The following is an 18,979-nucleotide window of genomic DNA, read 5'->3' as shown; positions in this document are numbered from 1 at the left end:
AGTATGCGTCTAGTTGTGATTTGTCTGAAGCCGGGCTTGGCCAAAGCTAGGCTACGGGCGCAAAACGAGTCAGGCCGCACCGGAGAAACTCCGGTACGGCCCGAACGTTGCGCAAGGCCGACCGCTTAACCGTTGCGTACCCGAAGGGAACACGCAACCGGAGCGGCCGACTGAGACTTGTTCGCGACGGTGGAGACCACGTGCCTGACCTGCGGCAATGCGGAAGTCAAGGTAGGTCGCGAACAAGCCTCAGTGTCAAGGAACTCAGGAGTTGGACTTGGCCGGCTGCGGCTTGTCGGCCACGCCGTTCTTCTCCGCCGCCGGCGCCTCGGCCTGCTTGGCGACCGCGGCGGCCACCTCGGCGACCGCGTTCGGCTTGGCGGCGCCGCCCACGCCCGGCACCAGGCCGGACAGGCCGGACAGCATCTGTCCGAGCTGGTTGGTGACCTGGTCCTTCTGGCGGGTCAGGTCTTCCACCTCGCGCTTGGCGGCCTGAGTGGTCAGCTCGGCCTCGGTGCGGGCCTCGCTCATCAGGCGCTGGGCCTCGGAGCGAGCCTCGGTAACCGTCTTCTCGGACAGGGCCCGAGCCTTCTCGGTTACCTCGATCGCGTTGCGCTCGGACTCGACGCGGCGCTGCTCGGCCCGCTGCTCGATCTCCTTGGCGCGGTCCTCGGCGGCGCGGGCGCGCTCCTCGGCCTCGGCGACCATCTTCTGGGTCGCGTTGACCTGGGCAGCGTGCCGGTGCGACTCCTCGCCCTCGGCCTTCTCGCGGCGCTCGGCGATTTCCAGTGCCAGCGACTGGAGGTCCTTGTCGCGCTTGTCGCGGGCGTCGGTCAGCAGCTTGGTCGCCTCGGCGCGCTTCTCCTCGGCCTCGCGGGAGGTCTTCGCCCGCAGCTGGGTGATCTCCCGCTCGGCGGTGGCGCGCATCGACGCGACCTCACGCTCCACGGTCGACTTCAGCTCGGCGACCTCGTGCGAGGTGACCGTGCGCAGCTGCTTGGTCTCGCGGTCGGCGTCGCCCCGCAGCGTGTCGGCCTCGCGCCGGGCCTGGACGCGGGCCTCGGCCGCCTCCCGCTCGGCGTGCGTGCGGACCTGGCCGGCCTCGCGCTCGGCGGTCGCCTTCATGGCGGCGGCCTCGGCGCGCGCCTTGTCGGTGATCTCGCGAGCCTCGAGCCGGGCGGCCGAGAGGATGCCCTCGGACTCGCGCTTCGCCTCGCTGCGGTGATCGTTTGCCTGTTCCTCAGCCAGCCGCAGGATCTGCTCGACCCGGGTGCCCAGACCGGAGAGCGTCGGTCGATTGTTCTCCTCGAGCAGCTTGTTGCTGTCGGCGAGCTTCTGCTCCACCGCGTTGAGTCGCTGCTCGGCCTGGCGCAGTCGGCGCTGCGCGTCGTTCATCCGCTGCTCGGCCTCACCGCGGGCCTGCTCGGACTGGTTGAGCGCGGCCACCAGCCGACCCAGGTGCGCGTCCACCTGGCCGCGGTCGTAGCCGCGAAGGACGACAGTGAAGTCGTGCTGCGAATTGGCGCCGTCGAAAAATGCCAAATTTTGATCCTGCTGCTGAGGCATTGGGCCATCCTGGCGAAGACGCACCAGCCACGCAAGAGCGGACCGGCATCAGAAAGGACACGTAGATCAGCTTTGAGCTGCCCGGAAGCTGGAGCGTCCACCGTTCGGGCAGTCGGTCCGGACCGTCTGGGCCGGGCTGTCACCTGCTGCATCCTCGATGGGGGTGAGCGGCACCACGGTCGCGCCGCTCGATGTCCCCGATCCTGCCAGGCCACGGGCCTGCCCGTAAGGATGATTCACCCGTAAGACGGATGAATTACACCGGCTGTACTAATTCCACCAGAACCCCGCCGGCGTCCTTGGGGTGCACGAAGTTGATCCGCGAGCCGGCCGTGCCCCGGCGCGCGGTGTCGTAGAGAAGCCGCAGGCCACGGCTCCGGAGAACGGCGGCGGCGGCCTCCACGTCGGCCACCGTGTAGGCCAGTTGCTGCAGGCCGGGGCCGCTGCGGTCGAGGAACTTCGCGATCGCCGAGTCGGGGCGCAGCGGGGCCAGCAACTGGAGCCGCGGGCCGGTGCCGTCGCCGACCGCGAGCATGGCTTCACGTACGCCTTGATCCTCGTTCGTCTCTTCGTGCACAGAGTGAATCTCGAAGATCTCGGCGTAGAACTTCAGGGCGGCGTCCAGGTCGGCGACCGCGATCCCGACGTGATCGATACGCAACAGGCCGAGTCCGGCGAATGTGACATCTTCGGGCCGGGGGTTGCTGGGAGAAGCCTCGCTCATCTCACTAGTCTTACTTGAACCACCGTTCAGGGCGCGAGCCCGCGAAGAAAGCGATTGACCGTGACCACTTCGGTGATCGTGAGTGGCGCCCGCACGCCCATGGGCCGCCTGCTCGGCAACCTCAAGTCCCTGTCCGGCACCGCGCTCGGCGGTCACGCGATCGAGGCCGCGCTGTCCCGCGCCGGTGTCCGCCCCGACCAGGTGCAATACGTGATCATGGGGCAGGTGCTGCAGGCCGGCGCCGGCCAGATCACCGCGCGCCAGGCGGCCGTGGCGGCCGGCATCCCGATGACTGTGCCCGCCGTGACGGTGAACAAGGTGTGCCTCTCCGGCCTCGACGCGATCGCCCTGGCCGACCAGCTGATCCGGGCCGGCGAGTTCGACATCGTGGTGGCCGGCGGCATGGAGTCGATGACCAACGCCCCGCACCTGGTCCAGCAGCGCAGCGGCACCAAGTTCGGCGACGTCACGATGCGCGACCACATGGCGCTCGACGGGCTGAGCGACCCGTGGGAGGGCATCTCCATGGGTGAGGCCACCGAGCGCAGCGGCACCAAGCTCGGCATTAGCCGCGCGGAGCAGGACGAGTTCGCCGCCCTGAGCCACCAGCGGGCCGCCGAGGCGCAGAAGAACGGCCACTTCGCCGAGGAGATCACCCCGATCACCATCGCCCAGCGCGGCGGTGACCTGGTCGTTGACACCGACGAGGGGGTCCGCCCCGACACCACCGCCGCCTCGCTGGCGAAACTGCGTCCGGCCTTCACCAAGGACGGCACCATCACGGCCGCCTCCGCCTCGCCGATCTCCGACGGCGCCGCCGCGGTCGTCGTGATGAGCCGGGCCAAGGCCGAGGAGCTGGGCCTGAGCTGGCTCGCCGAGATCGTCTCGCACGGCAACGTGGCCGGCCCCGACAGCTCGCTGCAGTCCCAGCCGGCCAACGCCATCAAGCACGCGCTGGGCAAGGCCGGCCTGGCCGTCGACGACCTCGACCTGGTCGAGATGAACGAGGCGTTCGCCCAGGTCGTCATCCAGTCGACCCGCGAGCTGGGTGTCTCCGGCGACATCGTGAACGTCAACGGCGGCGCGATCGCGCTCGGCCACCCGATCGGCATGTCCGGCGCCCGCCTGGTGCTGACCCTGGCCCTGGAACTCCAGCGCCGCGGCGGCGGCCTCGGCGCGGCCGGCCTGTGCGGCGGTGGCGGCCAGGGCGACGCTCTGATCGTGCGCGTGCCCGCCTTGTGAGCTGGCGTCCCGACGTGCCCACCCTCGTCGCCAAGGCGCGGGAGGGTGATGCCCGCTCGGTGGCCCGGCTGATCAGCCTGGTGGAGGACGGCGACCCGGCACTGCCCGAGGTCGCCGCCGCGCTGGCCCCCTACGCCGGGCACGCCCAGGTGCTCGGCCTCACCGGTTCGCCCGGCGTGGGCAAGTCGACCACCATGAACGAGCTGGTCAAGGCGCTGCGCACGACCGGCCGCCGGGTGGGTGTGCTGGCCGTCGACCCGTCCAGCCCGTTCACCGGCGGCGCGATCCTCGGCGACCGCATCCGCATGCAGGAACACACCACCGACCGCGGCGTCTACATCCGCTCGATGTCCAGCCGCGGCCAGCTCGGCGGCCTCGCCGCGGCCACCCCGCAGGCGGTCCGCGTCCTCGAGGGCGCCGGCTGCGAGGTCATCCTGGTCGAGACGGTCGGCGTCGGCCAGGCCGAGGTGGAGGTCGCCGCGCTGGCCGACACCACGCTGGTGCTGCTGGCCCCCGGCATGGGCGACGCGATCCAGGCGGTCAAGGCGGGCGTCCTGGAGATCGCCGACGTCTTCGTGATCAACAAGGCCGACCGCCCCGGCGCCGACGCCACCTACCACGACATTCAGGGCATGCTGGGCCTGGGCGAACGCGCCGCGGGCGACTGGCGGCCGCAGGTCGTGCGGGCCACCGCGGTGCGCGGCGAGGGCATCGACGACGTGCTGACGGCCATCGAGAAACACCGCTCCTGGCTGGAGTCGACCGGCAACCTGACAACCCGCCGCGAGCGGCGGGCATCCGTCGAGGTCGAGGCGATCGCGTTGGGCACGCTGCGGGCCCGGATAGGCGACCTCAAGGAGGGTACGGCGTTGAGCACTCTTGCCACCCGGGTCGCCACGGGTGACCTGGACCCCTATGCCGCCGCCGAGCAGCTGATCAAGGGCCTTTAGCCGAACAGCCGAGCGGTCTGCTCGATCATTTCCCGGTTCCAGGTGAAGGCGCCGCTGTCCAGGTCGGCCACCACCTGCCGGAGCCAGGCGATCTCGGCGGTCAGCATGGCCGCCCGGTATTCGTCCTCGATCAGGAAGAGCCGGGGCAGGCCCGGTGGCGCCTGCGCGTGGATCGCCGCGAGCCGTTCGTCCTGCTCGGCCAGACGCCGGCCGAGCAGTTCGCGCACTTGCGCAGGGGCCAGCACCGCGATGAAGGCGAGCGCCGCCGGGAACTCCGGAAACTCCCGGGCCGGCGTCGGCAGCATGTCGGTCAGCCAGCGCCGCATGGTCGTCTCGCCGTCCGGCGTGATCTCGTATTCGGTCCGCTCGGGCCGGCCCGCCTCGCGCGCGCTGCCGCCCGGCCGGGCCAGGCCGTCCCGCACCAGGCGGTCCAGCGCCTGGTAGACGCTGTTGCGCTGCGCCACGTTGACCAGCTGGTCCTGGCCGCGTTCTTTGATCATCTGCTGCATCCGGTACGGGTGCATCGGCGCCTCCATGAGCAGCGCCAGCAGGACCATGCCCAGCGTTGACCGGCGGGGTTTGTCCGATGTCACGCGGCCAGACTACGGGGTTGACGATTTCTAGTCATAGTATGCATAGTCATTCTATGACTAAGACAGCGTTGATCGCCGGTGGAGGCATTGCCGGCACCGTCGCCGCCCTCGCCCTGCATCGGGCCGGCTGGCAGACCCGCCTCTTCGAGTCCCGCCCGGCGGGCGTCGCCGACGAGCGTGGCGCCTTCCTGACCGTGGCCGTCAACGGCCTGGCCGCGCTGCGCGCCCTCGATCTCGATCCGGCCAAGGTCCTGGCGGCCGGCTTCCCCACCCCGTCGATGGCGATGACCGCGGCCGGTGGGCGGCGGCTGGCCGTGCTCCCGCTGGGCGGTCCGGCCGCCGACGGCACGGTCACCACGACCATTCGCCGCGCCGACCTCTACGGCGCACTGCGCGAGGTCGCGATCGAGCACGGCATCCCGATCGAGTACGACCGCCGCCTGACCGGCTACCGCGAGGAGGCGAGCCGGGTGACCGCCACGTTCACCGGCGGCGGCGAGGTGAGCGGCGACCTCCTCGTCGGAGCGGATGGCCTGCGTTCCCGTACCCGCGAGATCCTCAATCCGGACGGCCCGGCACCGACGTACCTCGGCCTGCTCAATGCCGGTGGGTTCACCTCCGGTGAGATCGACGCCGACCTGGACCGGACGCCCGGCCTGATGCATATGGCCTTCGGCCGGAAGGCCTTCTTCGGCTGGGTCCCGGCCCCGGACGGTTCGGTGTGGTGGTTCGCCAATCCGCCGAGCAAGACCCCGTCCGGCCCGGGCGACTTCACCCCTTCGTCCTGGCGCGCCCATCTCATCGACCTGTTCGCGGACGACGGCTTTCCGGCCGCCGCGATCATCCGGGCGACGGACGTCGCGATCGGCCCGTGGAACACCGATGACCTGCGCCGGGTGCCGGTCTGGCACTCCGGCCGGGTGGTCCTGGCCGGCGACGCCGCGCACGCCGTGGCCCCGTCGTCCGGTCAGGGTGCCTCGATGGCCATCGAGGACGCGGTGGTCCTGGCCCGCTGCCTGTCCGAAACCGACGACGTCGCCGCCGGGCTGGCCGGCTACGAGCGCATCCGCCGGCCGCGGGTGGAGAAGGTGGTGGCAGCGGGCCGGCGCAACGGCAGCGGCAAGACCGCGGGCCCGGTCGGTGCCGCCATCCGCGACGCGATGCTGCCGCTGATGATGAAGATGCTCTTCCGCAACGGCGCCAACCCGCAGGCGTGGATCCTCGACCACCGGGTGTGACCGCGACTCCTTAGTGATCGTTCAGGGATGGTTCTACGATGGCGGCATGGATGCTGCCGACATCGCCGCCGGCCGGGAGCGCTGGCAACGCCGTTACGACGCCTCGCGGAAGCGGGACGCCGACTTCACCACGCTCTCCGGGGCCCCCGTCGACCCGGTCTACGGGCCACCCGACGGCGCCACCTATCCGGGTTTCGAGCGGATCGGCTGGCCGGGCGAGTTTCCGTACACTCGTGGGCTCTATCCGACCGGCTACCGCGGGCGCACCTGGACCATCCGGCAGTTCGCCGGGTTCGGCAACGCGCAGCAGACAAACGCGCGCTACAAGATGATCCTGGCCGCCGGTGGCGGCGGGCTCAGCGTGGCCTTCGACATGCCGACGCTGATGGGCCGCGACTCCGACGACCCGCAGGCGCTGGGCGAGGTGGGCCACTGCGGGGTGGCCATCGACTCGGCCGCCGACATGGACGTCCTCTTCGACGGCATCAACCTGCAGGACGTCACGACCAGCATGACGATCTCCGGCCCGGCCGTCCCGGTCTTCGTGATGTACCTGGTGGCGGCCGAGCGGCAGGGCGCCGACCTCAGCAAGCTCGACGGCACCCTGCAGACCGACATCTTCAAGGAGTACATCGCGCAGAAGGAGTGGCTCTTCGCGCCGGAACCGCACCTGCGCCTGATCGGCGACCTGATGGAGTACTGCGCGCGCGAGATCCCGAAGTACAAACCGCTCTCGGTCAGCGGTTACCACATCCGGGAGGCCGGTTCGACGGCCGCGCAGGAGCTGGCCTACACGCTGGCCGACGGCTTCGGCTACGTCGAGCTGGGGCTGTCGCGAGGGCTGGACGTCAACCAGTTCGCGCCCGGGCTGAGCTTCTTCTTCGACGCGCACATCGACTTCTTCGAGGAGATCGCCAAGTTCCGGGCGGCCCGCCGGATCTGGGCCCGGCACCTGCGCGACGACTACGGCGCCACCAGCGAGAAGGCGCTCTGGCTGAAGTTCCACACGCAGACCGCCGGGGTCAGCCTCACCGCGCAGCAGCCGGTCAACAACGTGGTGCGCACCGCGGTGGAGGCCCTCGCCGCGATCATGGGCGGCACGAACTCGCTGCACACCAACGCCCTCGACGAGACGCTCGCGCTGCCCACCGACGAGTCGGCCGAGATCGCCCTGCGCACCCAGCAGGTGCTGATGGAGGAGACCGGGGTGGTCAACGTGGCCGACCCGCTCGGTGGTTCGTGGTTCGTGGAGCAGCTCACCGACCGGATCGAGGCCGAGGCCGAAGAGATCTTCACCCGCATCCGCGAGCTCGGGCACGACGGCAGCGTCACCGCCGGCATCCTGCGCGGCATCGAGGACGGCTGGTTCACCGGCAACATCGCCGAGGCGGCGTTCGTCTACCAGCAGGCGCTGGAGAAGAACGACAAGCGGATCGTCGGGGTCAACGCGCACACCGGCACGGTGGCCAAAGAACTGGAAATTCTCCGGGTCTCGCACGAGGTCGAGGTGGTGCAGAAGCGCGAGCTGGGCGCGCGGCGCGCTTCCCGGGATTCGGTACGGGTGGAAGCCGCCCTCAACCGCATGATCGCCGCCGCCCGGAGCGGGGAGAACATGATCCCCTCGATGCTCGAGGCGGCGCGCGCCGAGGCGAGTCTCGGGGAGATCTGTGACGCGCTGAAGGGCGAGTGGGGCATCTACCGGGAGCCGGCTCGATTCTGACCGGATAAACCGGATAAAGGGCGCAGCTGGCCAATGGATATTGCGCACGGGGGCGGCGGGGTCGAGGATCGGCAGCACGTGCGGTTGTGACGTCCGATATCGGCCGCCCCGCGGCACGGCGAACCGCCTTGTCAGCGTGCGAGACTAGGTAACCATGAGCGACCCACGGACCACTCCGTCGATCTTCACCCGCGGCGCGGTCGATCTCAGCGCGCTGCGCGCCCCGGCCCCTGCCCCGTCGGCGGCCCCGAGCCGCCCGGCCGCCCCGAGCGAGCCCGACGACGGCGCCCCGGCTGTGGGCTTCCCGGGCGGCGCGCCCGAAACGATCATCGACGTCACCGAGGCCAATTTTCAGACGGCCGTCCTCGAGCGGTCCCTGTCGACCCCGGTCATCATCGACTTCTGGGCCGACTGGTGCGAGCCGTGCAAGCAGCTGTCCCCGGTGCTCGAACGGCTCGCGCACGCCGGTGGCGGCTCCTGGGTGCTGGGCAAGGTCGATGTGGACGCCAATCCCCGGCTCGCCCAGGCGCTCCGGGTGCAGGGCATCCCGATGGTGGTCGCGGTCGTGGGCGGCCAGCTGGTCGAGGGCTTCACCGGCGTGCTCCCCGAGCACCAGGTGAAGCAATACGTCGACGCGGTCCTCAAGGCCGGCGGCATCTCGGTCGAGGCGCCCGCCGACCCGCGGATCGACGCGGCCGACGACGCGCTGATGGTCGGTGACCTCGACGTCGCCGAGGCGGCCTACAAGAAGATCCTGGCCGAGACCCCGACCGACGCGGCCGCCGAGTCCGGTCTGGCCCAGGTCGCCCTCTACCGCCGGGTGGGCGGGGCCGACCCGGCCGTCGTGGTGGCCAACGCCGCCGCCAACCCCGACGACCTCGACGCCCAGAGCCTCGCGGCCGATTTCGAGGTGCTCAGCGGCGAGGCCGACAAGGCCTACGACCGGCTGGTCGCGCTGGTGAAACGCACGTCCGGCGAAGACCGCGACGCCGTACGCAAGCATTTGTTGTCGTTGTTCAGCGTGGCCGGCCCGGACGATCCGGCGGTGGCCGGGGCCCGACGGGCGCTGGCCAGCGCACTCTTCTAGGCGGGAGGCTCCGTGCGCCGTATCGCAGTCCTCGACGCACCGTCCAATCTCGGTCTGCGCCCGCCGACCGAGACCTCGGTGCCGGGCTGCGCCAAGGCGCCCGGAGCCCTCCGCGACCACGGCCTGCTGAGCCGGCTCAACGCCCGCGACGCCGGCTGCCTGACCCCGCCGAGGTACGACCCGGGCGACTGGCGGCCGGGCGCCGGCGTGGCGCACGCCGAGCAGATCGCGGCCTATTCGCGGGCCCTGGCCGACCGGATCGGCGGCATCCTCGACGCCGGCGAGTTCCCGGTGATCCTCGGCGGCGACTGCTCGATCCTGCTCGGCTCCGGCCTGGCCATGCATCGGCTCGGCGAAGCCGTCGGCGGTCGCATCGGGCTGGTCTTCGTGGACGGCCACTCCGATTTCCGGCACCCCGGCAACGCCTCCTACGTGGGTGCGGCCGCGGGTGAAGATCTTGCCCTGGTCACCGGCCGCGGCCAGCCCGACCTCGCGTCGATCGAGGGTCGCCGGCCCTACTTCCGCGACATCGACGTGGTGGTCCTGGGCATCCGCGCCCAGGACGAGTACCGCCTCGACCTGCAGGCGGCCGGCATCGTGACCCGGCCGGTGCCGGCACTGCGGGCCGAGGGCGCGGCGCGCAGCGCGCAGTGGGCCCGCGACCAGCTGGTCGACTGCGCGGGCTACTGGCTGCATGTCGACGTCGACGTGCTCGACCCGGCGGTGATGCCGGCCGTCGACGCGCCGTCCCCGGGTGGCATCGCCTTCCCCGAGCTGGAGATCCTGCTGGCCGGGCTGGTCGAGTCCCCGCACTGCCTGGGCGTCGAGATCACCGTGTTCGACCCGGACTACGACCCCGACGGCTCCTACGCCGCCGAGATCACCAAATCACTCGTGGCCGGCCTGGCCGCGGCCCACACGGTGAACCCGCGTCCCGACCTGATCGCGGCCCGCGCCGACCTGGCCAACCCCGGCCGCCGCCTGGCCCGCCCCGAGCCCGCCCCGGCCCGCCCCGAGCCGGTCGAGGAGCCCGAGGTCCCGGCGTTCAGTCCGCTCGCCGCGGCGCTGGCCGCGTCCGCGCCGGCCGCCGAGCCGGTCGCCGAGCCGCAGCCCGAGGCTCCGGAAGAGCCGGCGCCCTCCTTCAACCCGCTGGCCTTGGCCCTGGCCGCCTCAGGCCCGGCCGCCGAGGAGCCGGAGGCCGAGGAACCGGAGCCGGCGCCCTCCTTCGACCCGCTCGCCCTGGCCCGGGCCGCCTCGGCCCCGGTCGCGGTACCTCCGGCCGCCGACGAGCCGGAGCCGGAAGCCGAAGCGGAGTTTGCCGACGAGCCGCCGGTGGAGTCCGACGTCGAAGAGGACAGCGACGAGGAAGAGAGGCTGGCCGAGCAGATCCGGCTGGCCTCGCGGCCGCTGGGTCAGGCGCCGCTGCTCGACTCCAAGCCGTTGCCGGCCACCCGGCCCGGGATGCTCCGCCCTCGCCAGTCCGACGACAACCCGGCCGGCGAGGGCTTCTCCCTGCCGGCCCAGCGGCCGGCCTTCGATCTGGGTTCCGGCTCGCCGGCCGACATCGCCTAGCTGTTCAGGGTGTTCAGGAAGGTCGACACGAGCGGAACGGCGGCCTCGGCCCCGGCCCCGCCCTTCTGGACCATCACCGCGAAGGCCACGTCGCCCTGGTAACCGATGAACCAGGAGTGCGTGTCCTTGCTCTTGTCGTCGAACTCGGCGGTGCCGGTCTTGCCGTACACCGGCTTGCCCTTGACGTCGGACAGCGCCGAACCGGTCCCGTCGGTGACCACCTCGCGCATCATCGACCGCAGCGCCGCGACCGCGGCCGGGTCGAGCTGCGGGCCGTCCGCGGCGGCCTTGGCCGGCGCCGGGTCGAGCACCAGCTGCGGCTGCTTGAACTGGCCTCGGGCGACCGCGGCGGCCACCGAGGCCATCGCGATTGGGCTGACCGCGGTGGCACCCTGGCCGAACGTGGCCGCGGCCAGCTCGGTCGGCGTCTCGGCCGCCGAGATCTTGCCGCTGAACGCGTCGATGCCCAGGTCCCACTGGGTGCCGAGGCCGAGCGCGGTGGCCGCCTCGTTGAGCCCGGCCGCGCCGAGCTTCGGGGCCAGCCCGACGAACGCCGTGTTGCACGACTTCGAGTAGTCCTCGTGGAACGGCACGCTGCCGAGCACCTCGCCGCCGGAGTTCTTGAACTCGCGACCGTCGACGTTGGCGGTCTTCGGGCAGTTGACCGCGGTGTCGGCGGTGACCACCTTCTTGGCGAGCAGGCCGTACGCCGAAACGGTTTTGAATGTCGAACCGGGCGGGACCTGCCCGCTCAGCGCGGTATCGACGGTGCCGCCGTCCGGCCCGTTGGCGACCGCCAGCACCGTGCCGTCGCTGACCTTGATGGCCACCAGCGAGCTGGGCTGCTTCTGGGTGGCCAGCGCCGCGTCGGCCGCGTTCTGGACGGCGGTGTCCAGGCTGACCTTGATCGGCTTGCCGTCGACCGCCTTGGTGCTGAACAGCTGGGCGTCGGTGACCGTACCGTCGGCGGCCTCCCGGGCGATCACCACGGAGAGCCCGGCGGTGCCGCGCAGGGCCGTGTCGTACCGCTGCTGGAGGCCGCCGTGCCCGACGACGTCGCCCTGCGCGACCGAGTCGGGGTTGGCGTCGATGTCCTCCCGGGTGGCGTCGTCGGCCGTGCCGAGCAGCGCCCGGGCGAAGGCCCGGGTCGGCGCGAGGTTGCGGGTGCCCTCGATGAAGGAGGTGCCGAGCAGCGGCCGCACCTTGTCCCGGATCTTGTTGTAATCGGGGCGACGCAGCGTGACCAGGTCGACGAAGTCGGTGGGGTCGGCGTTCTTGACCCGGTCGGCGAGGTTCGACATGTCGACCGTCACCTTGATCGACTTGAAGGCGGCGTCGAGATCCTTCTGCAACTGTGCCAAGTTTTTGATCTTCTGCGGTTCGACGCCGACCGTGACCACATCGCGCGGCGTCACCAGCGCGGTGCCCTTGGCGTCGAGGATCCCGGCCCGCTTCGAGGAGACCCGGCGGACCTTCAGCTTGTCGCCGGTGGCCAGCTCGCTCTGCACGATGACCGGCTCCCAGACCACCCGCCAGCCCTTGGTGTTCTGCTTGGTCAGGCGAACCGTGCTGTTGTACGACCACGGGGTGCCGCCGGGCAGCGTCCAGTCGAGCTTGACCTCGGCCGAGGCGATGTCCCCGGTCGTCTTCACGGCCGTGGTGGTCAGCACCAGGGACTGTTTGGCCAGGTCGCCGGAGAGTTCCTGGAGCTGGGTGGTCACATCGTTGGCCGAGACCTTGCCGCCGTCAGCGCCCACGAAGCCCACGGCGCTGAGATCTCCACTGCGCCAGCCGGCCAGGAAATCCTTGAGCGTCCCGTCCGGGCCGTCCTTCGAGCAGGCCGCTAAACCGGCGGCGACCAGTGCCAACGCGGCCGCGAACGCAACCGGGCGGTAACCGGTCAGTTGCCGTCGGTAGAGCATGAAGCACCTCTTTCTGGGTACGCCGTCAGGCGATGCTACGGAACGGTAATAAAGATGCGCTCGTCCCGTGGACCCGGATCGAGTGACGTGGAGCAAATTCGGCAACGATCGGCCCGAACCCACCACGCGTGTGATCCGGCGCGGTTAGTCAGCCGTAGGCTGTGGGCGACACGTTCGAACCCACAGTGTCGTGGGTGAGGGGAGCGCCTGGCCATGTCTGTCGCCGACGAGGCTGCGACGGAAACCGACTCGAATTCCGATGAGTTGGATCTGTCGCAAGGTCCCGGGTTGGCCCTCACGGGCCGCCTCGGTGCGTCCGAGGACGGGGAGATCGACGAACCGCTGCCGAACGGGGAGCGCCTGGTGGCGCAGGCCGTTGAGGTCGCGGGCAACGACCATGCGACGGCGTCGCTGGTCGGCCGATTCTGGCGGTTCGCGCCGGATGAGGAACTCGTTGGTCTTTCTCCGCAGGAGATGCATGAGGCAGCGGTTGCCCATCGCGAGCTCGCCGCGGTGCGATTGCCCGGCGAGCTGAAGCTGGCGATAACCCCGCCGTCCGGCGCGCAGTGCCACACCGTTCTGCAGATCGTCACCGACGACATGCCGTTCCTGGTCGACTCGGTGATCGCCCTGCTGACCGCCCACCAGTTGCAGGTGCACCTGATGGTGCACCCGTTGATCGTGGTGCGCCGGGCACCGCTCGGCGCGATGGCCGAGCTGGCCGCCGACGTCGAGCCGGACGACGCGATCGACGGCGACCTGGTGGAGAGCTGGATAAGGATCGAGATCGATCCGGTCCGCCGCGACGAGGCACGCGAGCAGCTGCACAACGAGATTCGCCGGGTGCTGACCGACGTGCGGGACGCGGTCGAGGACTGGCCGCGGATGCGCCAGCGGGCTCTGGTGATCGCCGACGAGCTGGCCGCGGCCCGCGGTTCCGAGGTCAAGCTGCCGGTGCCGGACAAGGACGTCACCGACTCGATCGAGCTGCTCAAGTGGCTCGCCCACGATCACTTCACGTTCCTCGGTTACCGCGAATACCGGCTCGACTCCGACGTGCTCAACGCGGTGCACGGCACCGGCCTCGGCATCCTGCGCGGCGACTCGACCCCGCGGCAGCTCTCCACGATGACCCCCGAGGCGTACACCCGGGCCCTGGAGAAACGCCTGCTGGTGATCACCAAGGCCAACTCGCGGGCCACCGTGCACCGCTCGGCCTACCTCGACTACATCGGCGTGAAGGTCTTCGACGGCCACGGCAACGTGATCGGCGAGCGCCGCTTCCTGGGCCTGTTCAGCTCCTCCGCCTACCGCACCAGCGTGCGGGAGCTGCCGGTGGTCAAGCGCAAGGTCACCGAGGTGCTGGACCGCTCGGGCCTGTCCCCGCGCGGCCACTCCGGCAAGGACCTGTTGCAGATCCTGGAGACCTACCCGCGGGACGAGCTCTTCCAGATCAAGACCGACGACCTCTACGAGGCCGTCGTCGGCGTGCTGCGCATGGCCGGCCGTCGTCAGCTGCGGCTCTTCCTGCGCCGCGACGGGTACGGCCGATTCATCAGCTGCCTCATCTACCTCCCGCGCGACCGGTTCACCACCGGTAACCGGCTGCGTATGCAGGAGATCCTGCTGCGTGAGCTGAACGGCATCGGGGTCGACTACACCACCCGGGTCACCGAGCGGATGCTGGCCCGGGTGCACTTCATCGTGCGCACCGACCCGGCCGACCCGCCCGGTCAGGTCGACCCCAACGATCTGGCCGAGATGCTGGCCGACGCCACCCGGATGTGGGACGACGACTTCTCCCTGGTGCTCGAGCGCAAGCTGGGCGAGGAATCGGCCCGCGACCTGTTCACCCGCTATTCGCACGCCTATCCCGACAGCTACAAGGACGGCCACACGCCGTACGAGGGCATGCAGGATCTGGCCAAGCTGGAGCTGCTCGAGGAACCCGGCCAGCTGGAGATGCACCTCTACCGCAAGCGGCACCTCGGCAAGAGCGGCGAGCCCGAGCCCGACGACCACGACGTCCGGTTCAAGGTCTACCGGTACGGCGAACCGATGATGCTGTCCGCCGTCCTGCCGGTGCTGCACTCGCTCGGCGCCAAGGTCGTCGACGAGCGGCCGTACGAGATCCGCCGCACCGACGGCACCGTCTACCTCTACGACTTCGGGCTGCTCCCGCCGGCCGCGCACCGCGAGCTGGCCGAGGTGCGCCCGCAGGTGGAAAATGCGTTCGCCGCGGCCTGGCGCGGTGAGGCCGAGGTCGACGGGTTCAACGAGCTGGTGCTGCGGGCCGGGCTGACCTGGCGGCAGGTGGTGGTGCTCCGGGCGTACGCGAAATATCAGCGCCAGACCGGCGGCGTCTTCTCCCAGCGCTACATCGAGTCGACCTTCATCGCCTACCCGGAGATCGCCCGCTCGATGGTGCAGCTCTTCGAGACCCGTTTCTCGCCCCGGCTGGAAGCGGGCGAGGAGGAGCGGGGCCGGCTGGCCGGCGAGATGGTCGACAAGATCACCGAGCTGCTGGACGGGGTCGACAGCCTCGACCAGGACAAGATCCTGCGTTCCTACCTGACCCTGATCCAGGCCACCCTGCGCACCAGCTTCTTCCAGCGTGGCGCGGACGGCCGGCCGAAGTCCTACGTGGCGTTCAAGCTCGACCCGCAGGCCATTCCCGACCTGCCGCAGCCCCGCCCGAAATACGAGATCTTCGTGTACTCGCCTCGGTTCGAGGGCGTGCACCTGCGCTTCGGCGCGGTCGCCCGGGGTGGCCTGCGCTGGTCGGACCGGCGTGAAGACTTCCGCACCGAGGTGCTCGGCCTGGTGAAGGCCCAGATGGTGAAAAACGCGGTGATCGTGCCGGTCGGTGCCAAGGGCGGCTTCGTCCTCAAGCAGAAACCGGGCGACCGCGACGAGGCCGTCGAGTGCTACAAGCGGTTCATCACCGCGCTGCTCGACGTCACCGACAACATCCACAACGGCAAGATCGTCCCGCCGCGCGATGTGGTCCGGCACGACCACGACGACCCCTACCTGGTGGTCGCGGCCGACAAGGGCACCGCGACGTTCAGCGACATCGCCAACGAGATCTCGGTGGCCAAGGAGTTCTGGCTGGGTGACGCGTTCGCCAGCGGCGGCTCGGCCGGCTACGACCACAAGAAGATGGGCATCACCGCGAAGGGCGCCTGGGAGTCGGTCAAGAAGCACTTCCGCGATCTGGGCACCGACACCCAGACCGAAGACTTCACGGTGGTCGGCGTCGGCGACATGAGCGGCGACGTCTTCGGCAACGGGATGCTGCTCTCCCAGCACATCCGGCTGGTGGCCGCGTTCGACCACCGGCACATCTTCCTGGACCCCAATCCGGACGCTGCGATCTCCTTCGCCGAGCGGCAGCGGCTGTTCGACCTGCCCCGATCCTCCTGGGCCGACTACTCGGCCGAGCTCATCTCGGCGGGTGGCGGCATCTATCCGCGCACGGCCAAGTCCATCCCCGTCTCGCCCGAGGTGCGGGCCGCCCTCGACCTGGGCGACGGCGTCGCGGTCAGCCCCACCGACCTGATGCGGGCCATCCTGCGGGCGCCGGTCGACCTGCTCTTCAACGGCGGCATCGGCACGTATGTGAAGGCGGTCAGCGAGACCCACGCCGACGTCGGCGACAAGACCAACGACGCGATCCGGATCAACGGGTCGCAGCTGCGGGTCCGGGTGGTCGGCGAGGGCGGAAACCTGGGCCTCACTCAGCGCGGGCGGATCGAGTTCGCCCGCACCGGCGGCCGCATCTACACCGACTTCATCGACAACACGGCCGGCGTCGACTGCTCCGACCACGAGGTCAACATCAAGATCCTGCTGGGCGCCGCGGTCACCGCCGGCGAAATGACCCTGCCCCAGCGGGACGAACTGCTGGCCACGATGACCGACGAGGTCGCCGCGCTGGTTCTGCGGGACAACTACGAGCAGGCATTCGCGCTCGGCAACGCGCGGGCGCAGGCCCACTCGCTGCTGCCGGTGCACCGGCGGATGCTCAACGACCTGGAGGAGAGCGGCCAGCTCAACCGCGAGCTGGAGGCCCTGCCGACGGACGCCGAGCTGGCCATCCGCTACGAGGCCGGCGAGGGGCTTACCGCTCCCGAGTTCGCGGTGCTCCTGGCGTACGTGAAGATCTCGCTGGAGCGTGAGGTGCTCGCCGACGAACTGGTCGACGAGGCCTGGACCAACGGCGTACTGGCCCGCTATTTCCCGACGCCGCTGCGCGAGCGCTTCGCCGGCCGGATGGCCGGCCACCGGCTACGCCGGGAGATCATCTCCACCGCGCTGGTCAACGAGGTGGTCAACCGCGGGGGTACGTCGTTCGTCTACCGGGCGATGGAGGAGAGCGGCGCGTCGGCGGCCGACGTCCTGCGGGCATATGTGGTGGTCCGCGAGGCCTACGGGCTGCCGGAGATCTGGGCCGCGGCCGAGGCACTCGACAACCAGGTGCCCACGTCCGCCCAGACGCTGGTTTTCCTGGAGTCGCGGCGCCTGCTCGACCGGGCGGTCCGCTGGCTGGTCAGCACCCGCCGCTCGCCGATCGACGTGGCCGGCGAGATCCCCAAGCTCGAGCCCGGGGTTCGGGCGCTGCTGCCCGAGTTGCAGAACGTGCTGATCGGCATCGAGCGCCGCTCGATGGACGAGCACGTGGCCACCCTGATCGACAAGGGTGTGCCGATCGACCTGGCCGAGCGGGTCACCTGGTGCAACTACGGTTTCGGCCTGCTCGACGTGCTCACCGCGAGCGCGACGTCCGGCCGGGACGCGACCGAGGTGGCCCAGGTCTACTTCGTCCTGTCCGAGCGGTTCCAGATCGACCAGCTGCTGTCGCACATCTCGAAGCTCCCGCGCGGCGACCGCTGGCAGACGCTGGCCCGGATGGCGTTGCGCTACGACCTGTACGCCGCGCTGGCCGCCCTCACGGTCGAGGTCATGGAGTCGACCCCGTCCGAGTCGCCGGCCCCCGACCGGGTGTCGCAGTGGGAGCACGTCAACGCGGCCTCGATCGCCCGGGCCTCGAACGCGATGGGCAACGTCGACGACACCCCGGCCGAGCTGGCCGCCCTGTCGGTGCTGCTCCGCCAGATCCGCACCCTGGTCAAGACCGCGGCCAGCTGAGGTGATGCCGGCCCGGTGCCCTGTGCACCGGGCCGGTTCTTTCTCAGGCGACCGGCGTCCAGTCGCGGCCGAACCAGCGGCGGATCCGCTCGGCGCCGAACGTGCTCTTGTCGGCCATCAGCTCGGGTGACGGGCCCTGCAGGCCGCCGACCGGACGCTGCCCGGCCAGGAAGGTGACCTCGACCTTCGCCATCTGGCCGGCCCCCATCTCGAGGTAGCAGACCCCTGTACCGCCGTACTCGCTGGTTGCGGTCTTGCCTTTGATCGTGTCGACGATGCGGGCGGCGGCCACCGCGGCCTGCCCCTCGGCGAAGACCCCGGCCTTCGGCGTGCCGACGCTTGTCACGTCGCCCACCGCGTACACCCCGGGGAAGGACGTCTCCAGGGTGAGCGTGTCGACCGGGATCCAGCCGTCGACGGCCAGGCCGGACTCGGCCACCACCTGCGGTGCGCGGTGCACCGGCACGCCGAGGAACAGGTCGTACGGGATCTCCTCGCCGTCACTCAGGATGGCGACCTTGCGCTCCGGGTCGAGCGACCGCACCAGCTTCTCCGGGCGCCAGGCGATGTCCCGCTCGGCGAACGCGGCCAGCACCGCCTTCGACGCGTCCGGCGACGGCGGGATCGGTGCGCCCAGCGGCATGACCAGCGAGATCTCCGAGGAGGCGCGCACCCCACGCTCGGTGAGGAACTCGTGCAGCAGCAGCGCGGTCTCGCTCGGCGCCGGCGGGCACTTGAACGGCGTCGAGGTGACCGCCACGACCACCCGGCCGCCGGTGAAGTCGTTCAGCGCGTCCCGGGTCCGGAACGCGCCCGGGACGGTGTAGAACTCGTTGCCGCCCTCCAGCAGGCCGGGCGTCGCCTCCGGGTGCAGGTCGGCACCGAGCGCCACCACCAGGATGTCCGCCTCGAAGGTGCCCGCGCTGGTCTCCACCCGCTTGGCCGCAGGGTCGATCGCGGTGATCTTCGCCTGGACGAAGCGCACCCCCGGATTGACCATGTCCGCGTACCGGTGCAGTACGTGGTCGGCGCTCACCCGGCCGAACATGACGTCCAGCTTCGAGAAGCCGAACACGAACCCCTCGCCCTTGTCGATCAGAGTCAGCTCGACCGCGTCACCGCACTCCGCGGCCACCACGGTCGCCAACTCAAGCCCGCCGAACCCAGCTCCCAGAACCACCACACGTGTTGTCACCAGCGGAGGCTAACCCGGC

The 18,979-nt window shown here is 70.5% G+C and carries 11 protein-coding genes and 1 pseudogene; 7 read left to right on the top strand and 5 right to left on the bottom strand.

What is annotated here, in order from left to right:
• Positions 1–264 precede the first annotated feature (264 nt).
• Together Ate02nite_RS07325 and mce are read right to left on the bottom strand one after the other, a co-directional pair.
• Entirely contained in the window at positions 265–1,566 is a 1,302-nt protein-coding gene (locus tag Ate02nite_RS07325; protein ID WP_203800927.1) for a DivIVA domain-containing protein, read from the bottom strand.
• 256 nt (positions 1,567–1,822) lie between these two features.
• Positions 1,823–2,290, bottom strand: a complete 468-nt coding sequence (gene mce / locus Ate02nite_RS07320; protein WP_203800923.1) for a methylmalonyl-CoA epimerase — start codon at positions 2,288–2,290, stop codon at positions 1,823–1,825.
• 60 nt (positions 2,291–2,350) lie between these two features.
• Here mce and Ate02nite_RS07315 point away from each other — a divergent pair, with 60 nt between their 5' ends.
• Both Ate02nite_RS07315 and meaB read left to right on the top strand, forming a co-directional pair.
• The gene (locus Ate02nite_RS07315) at positions 2,351–3,532 is read left to right on the top strand and encodes an acetyl-CoA C-acetyltransferase (RefSeq protein WP_203800921.1); all 1,182 of its coding nucleotides are present in this window, start codon (positions 2,351–2,353) and stop codon (positions 3,530–3,532) included.
• The gene (meaB, locus tag Ate02nite_RS07310; protein ID WP_203800919.1) at positions 3,529–4,482 is read left to right on the top strand and encodes a methylmalonyl Co-A mutase-associated GTPase MeaB; all 954 of its coding nucleotides are present in this window, start codon (positions 3,529–3,531) and stop codon (positions 4,480–4,482) included. The genes Ate02nite_RS07315 and meaB overlap by 4 nt, the downstream gene beginning before the upstream one ends.
• Here meaB and Ate02nite_RS07305 read toward each other — a convergent pair.
• Complete coding sequence (locus tag Ate02nite_RS07305; protein WP_239147191.1) at positions 4,479–5,075, bottom strand: PadR family transcriptional regulator; 597 nt, start codon at positions 5,073–5,075, stop codon at positions 4,479–4,481. The genes meaB and Ate02nite_RS07305 overlap by 4 nt on opposite strands.
• Before the next feature lie 53 nt (positions 5,076–5,128).
• On the opposite strand from Ate02nite_RS07305, the gene Ate02nite_RS07300 reads away from it, so the two are divergent.
• The 4 genes and pseudogenes from Ate02nite_RS07300 to Ate02nite_RS07285 all read left to right on the top strand — a co-directional run.
• On the top strand, positions 5,129–6,313 hold the full coding sequence (locus tag Ate02nite_RS07300) for an FAD-dependent oxidoreductase (protein WP_203800908.1): 1,185 nt from the start codon (positions 5,129–5,131) through the stop codon (positions 6,311–6,313).
• 46 nt (positions 6,314–6,359) lie between these two features.
• On the top strand, positions 6,360–8,033 hold the full coding sequence (gene icmA / locus Ate02nite_RS07295; RefSeq protein ID WP_203800905.1) for a coenzyme B12-dependent isobutyryl-CoA mutase large subunit: 1,674 nt from the start codon (positions 6,360–6,362) through the stop codon (positions 8,031–8,033).
• 154 nt (positions 8,034–8,187) lie between these two features.
• Complete coding sequence (locus Ate02nite_RS07290; protein WP_203800902.1) at positions 8,188–9,120, top strand: tetratricopeptide repeat protein; 933 nt, start codon at positions 8,188–8,190, stop codon at positions 9,118–9,120.
• A gap of 12 nt (positions 9,121–9,132) precedes the next feature.
• A pseudogene (locus Ate02nite_RS07285) lies at positions 9,133–10,026 on the top strand (arginase family protein); the annotation flags it as partial.
• 662 nt (positions 10,027–10,688) lie between these two features.
• Here Ate02nite_RS07285 and Ate02nite_RS07280 read toward each other — a convergent pair.
• The gene (locus Ate02nite_RS07280; RefSeq protein ID WP_203800897.1) at positions 10,689–12,614 is read right to left on the bottom strand and encodes a penicillin-binding transpeptidase domain-containing protein; all 1,926 of its coding nucleotides are present in this window, start codon (positions 12,612–12,614) and stop codon (positions 10,689–10,691) included.
• Positions 12,615–12,827: 213 nt separating this feature from the next.
• Here Ate02nite_RS07280 and Ate02nite_RS07275 point away from each other — a divergent pair, with 213 nt between their 5' ends.
• Complete coding sequence (locus tag Ate02nite_RS07275; RefSeq protein ID WP_203800895.1) at positions 12,828–17,765, top strand: NAD-glutamate dehydrogenase; 4,938 nt, start codon at positions 12,828–12,830, stop codon at positions 17,763–17,765.
• A 43-nt stretch (positions 17,766–17,808) separates the two neighbouring features.
• On the opposite strand, the gene Ate02nite_RS07270 is transcribed toward Ate02nite_RS07275, so the two are convergent.
• Positions 17,809–18,960, bottom strand: coding sequence for an NAD(P)/FAD-dependent oxidoreductase (locus Ate02nite_RS07270; RefSeq protein ID WP_239147190.1), 1,152 nt, complete (start codon positions 18,958–18,960; stop codon positions 17,809–17,811).
• Between the last annotated feature and the right edge of the window lie 19 nt (positions 18,961–18,979).

Origin of the sequence: Paractinoplanes tereljensis, assembly GCF_016862435.1 — a bacterium.
In the GTDB taxonomy this organism is placed as follows: Bacteria; Actinomycetota; Actinomycetes; order Mycobacteriales; family Micromonosporaceae; genus Actinoplanes; species Actinoplanes tereljensis.
The sequence above is the reverse complement of the archived record's forward strand: the minus strand, read 5'-3'. Positions and strand labels throughout refer to the sequence as shown.